The organism is Bacillus haikouensis, assembly GCF_013179555.1.
Lineage (GTDB): Bacteria > Bacillota > Bacilli > Bacillales > Bacillaceae_B > Rossellomorea > Rossellomorea haikouensis_A.
Genome location: NZ_JABMCR010000268.1, coordinates 1 through 2,647, shown reverse-complemented (window position 1 = coordinate 2,647; position 2,647 = coordinate 1). Strand labels below are relative to the sequence as shown.

Below are 2,647 nucleotides of genomic sequence, written 5' to 3'. Positions count from 1 at the left end.
CAAATCGCTGCTCCGCGTAAGCTTTTTTCAACGATTTCATCAAGTACCTTTTTATTTTTGATGCCATGCGTACGGGGGCCATAGGCAATATTGTCATAAATCGATTTCGGGAACGGATTGGGCTTTTGGAAGACCATCCCTACTTTTGTACGCAGCTCTTCAACACGGTAATTTTTATCAAAGATATTACGATCTCGGTAAATAATGTCACCGGACGTTTTAACACTTGGAATCAATTCAATCATTCTGTTCAGCGTTTTTATATAAGTCGACTTCCCGCATCCGGAAGGACCGATGATCGCAGTAACCTCATTTTCCATAATATCAAGATCTATATTTTTCAAAGCATGGTTTGTTCCATACCATAAGTTCAATTGTTTTGTCTGATATACCGGTTGTTTTGTTCCTGTAGTATCAATGTTTTCATTTACTTTCGTCATTATCGTTTGCATGTTTGAAAGCCTCCTTCATCCAATTAAAACCTTATCATCCTCAAATTAGAAACGATTTTGAAATTTATTCCGTATGAATACTGCGACCGAGTTCATGAATAGAAGCAAAAGCAATAGAATGATGATTCCTGCAGATGCCACATCATGAAAGTCTGCCTGAGGTCTTCTTGTCCAATCATAGATCTGCATAGGAAGCGCTGTGAACGTATCCATTATTGATGCAGGAGTGAATAAGAGAATCGTTGGTACACCAAGGACTACAAGAGGAGCCGTTTCTCCGATTGCACGTGAAAACGCAAGGATGCTCCCTGTTAAAATGCCCGGTATAGCAGCTGGTAAAACGACCCGTATTATTGTCTGCCATTTCGTAGCGCCCATTGCATACGATGCATCACGCAGCTCTCTCGGGACTGCACGGATAGCTTCTTGTGCAGCCACGATGATAACCGGTAAAATTAATAAACTCATCGTCAGTCCTGCAGCAAGGACACTTTGACCCAATGCAAACATACGGGCAAAGATCGTCAACCCAAGTAAACCAAAGACTACAGAAGGAACACCGGCGAGATTTGATATATTCACCTTGATAAAATGATTGATTTTATTCTGCTTTGCGTATTCTTCTAAATAAATGGCTGTTCCGACAGCTAAAATAAATGAAACGACCACTACAACTGCCATCAACCAGAGAGAACCGATCAATGCAGCATATATACCTGCTTTTTCAGGGAATCTTGAACCCATACTTTGCAAGAACTGAAGATCAAGATAGCCAATTCCTTGAGTGAATACCCGATAGAGCAATACCGACAATACCACCATGCCAAATAAAGTAGCCAGGAAGAATAAGGAACGGAATAGTTGATTGACGGCTAATCGAGAAGACATTTTCTTCAAAACATTATCCTGATTGACGTGCTTCATACATTAATACTCCTCTCTGAATCGTTTAGAGATGTATTGTGCAAGCAGATTCATTCCTAACGTGAATAAGAACAAGGTGAATCCAACCGCATATATACTGTAATAAATGGTGGTTCCGTAACCCGCATCACCTGTACTTACCTGCACAATATAAGATGTCATCGTCTGGATGGATTCTGTCAGGTTCCACGAAAGGTTTGGTGTAGCACCTGCGGCTACAGTAACAATCATCGTTTCCCCGATTGCACGGGATATGGCAAGCACAACAGAAGCCACAATGCCTGACACAGCAGCAGGAAGCACGATTTTAACCGCTACTTCAAGCTTCGTGGCACCCATAGCAAGTGCCCCTTCACGGATGGAGTTAGGGACAGAAGACATCGCATCTTCTGATAGGGAGGCGATCATCGGGATGATCATGACACCTACCACTATCCCAGGGCTCAGAGCATTAAATATACTTAACTCAGGCATAAAGTTCTTCAAAAACGGTGTGACGAAGGTCAATGCAAAGAATCCATATACGATTGTCGGAATCCCCGCTAATACTTCCAATATCGGTTTAATGAATCTTCTTGAACGGTCAGTTGCATACTCACTCAAATAAATGGCAGAAGCCAGTCCAATCGGTACTGCGACCAGCACCGCAATCCCAGTAATTTTCAATGTTCCTGAAATCAACGGAAGAATCCCATAGTTAGGGTTCTCGATTGAAAATGGGAACCATTTGGTTCCAGTGACAAAATCAAATAATGGAACCCTCGAAAAGAATGTTACTGTTTCAAAAATTAGAGTAAAAACAATTCCTAGTGTTGTTAATACTGAAACCCCTGCAATTGCAAATAATATCCAAGGTATCGCTTTTTCGACTTTTTGATTAAAACCATTGTTATTATTTTGTTCAATCATCTCTGCAACAGAGTGTGATTTATTTGAACCTGAAACCATAGTTGCAAACCCCTTTCATCCACATGACAAGATGAGAAGCGATCAACGCTTCTCATCACTGATCATTTAACTTAGCACCGCTTATTACTACTTAAGACCTTTCAGCGTTTCTAAAGCTTCCTTGTATTGATCTTCTTTCAAACTTACATATCCAACAGCTTCCGCCATTTCACCTGCATTCTCAAGCGTGAAGTTCATGTAGTCATAAGCTGCTTCACTGTCTTTCATCGATTCATTTTTTGCATATACAAACAATGGACGGGATAATGGATAATCCCCACTTTCGACTGTTTCATTTGTCGGTTCTACACCATCGATCTTTA

4 protein-coding genes are annotated in these 2,647 nt (G+C 40.9%); all 4 read right to left on the bottom strand.

The window, feature by feature from the left end:
* Positions 1-452 (bottom strand): phosphate ABC transporter ATP-binding protein (locus tag HP456_RS19260; RefSeq protein ID WP_172254111.1); only part of this gene is annotated, 452 nt, incomplete at its 3' end.
* 45 nt (positions 453-497) lie between these two features.
* Entirely contained in the window at positions 498-1,376 is an 879-nt protein-coding gene (gene pstA, locus HP456_RS19255; RefSeq protein ID WP_172254100.1) for a phosphate ABC transporter permease PstA, read from the bottom strand.
* Between the two features lie 3 nt (positions 1,377-1,379).
* The gene (pstC, locus tag HP456_RS19250; RefSeq protein WP_172254098.1) at positions 1,380-2,324 is read right to left on the bottom strand and encodes a phosphate ABC transporter permease subunit PstC; all 945 of its coding nucleotides are present in this window, start codon (positions 2,322-2,324) and stop codon (positions 1,380-1,382) included.
* 87 nt (positions 2,325-2,411) lie between these two features.
* Positions 2,412-2,647, bottom strand: a 236-nt coding sequence (locus HP456_RS19245; RefSeq protein WP_376766240.1) for a PstS family phosphate ABC transporter substrate-binding protein, incomplete at its 5' end; no start/stop codon positions are given.

Bases quoted from the DNA above. Each gene is read 5' to 3' on its own strand.
- pstA (WP_172254100.1), bottom strand. From the start codon at position 1,376: ATGAAGCACGTCAATCAGGATAATGTTTTGAAGAAAATGTCTTCTCGA.
- pstC (WP_172254098.1), bottom strand. From the start codon at position 2,324: ATGGTTTCAGGTTCAAATAAATCACACTCTGTTGCAGAGATGATTGAA.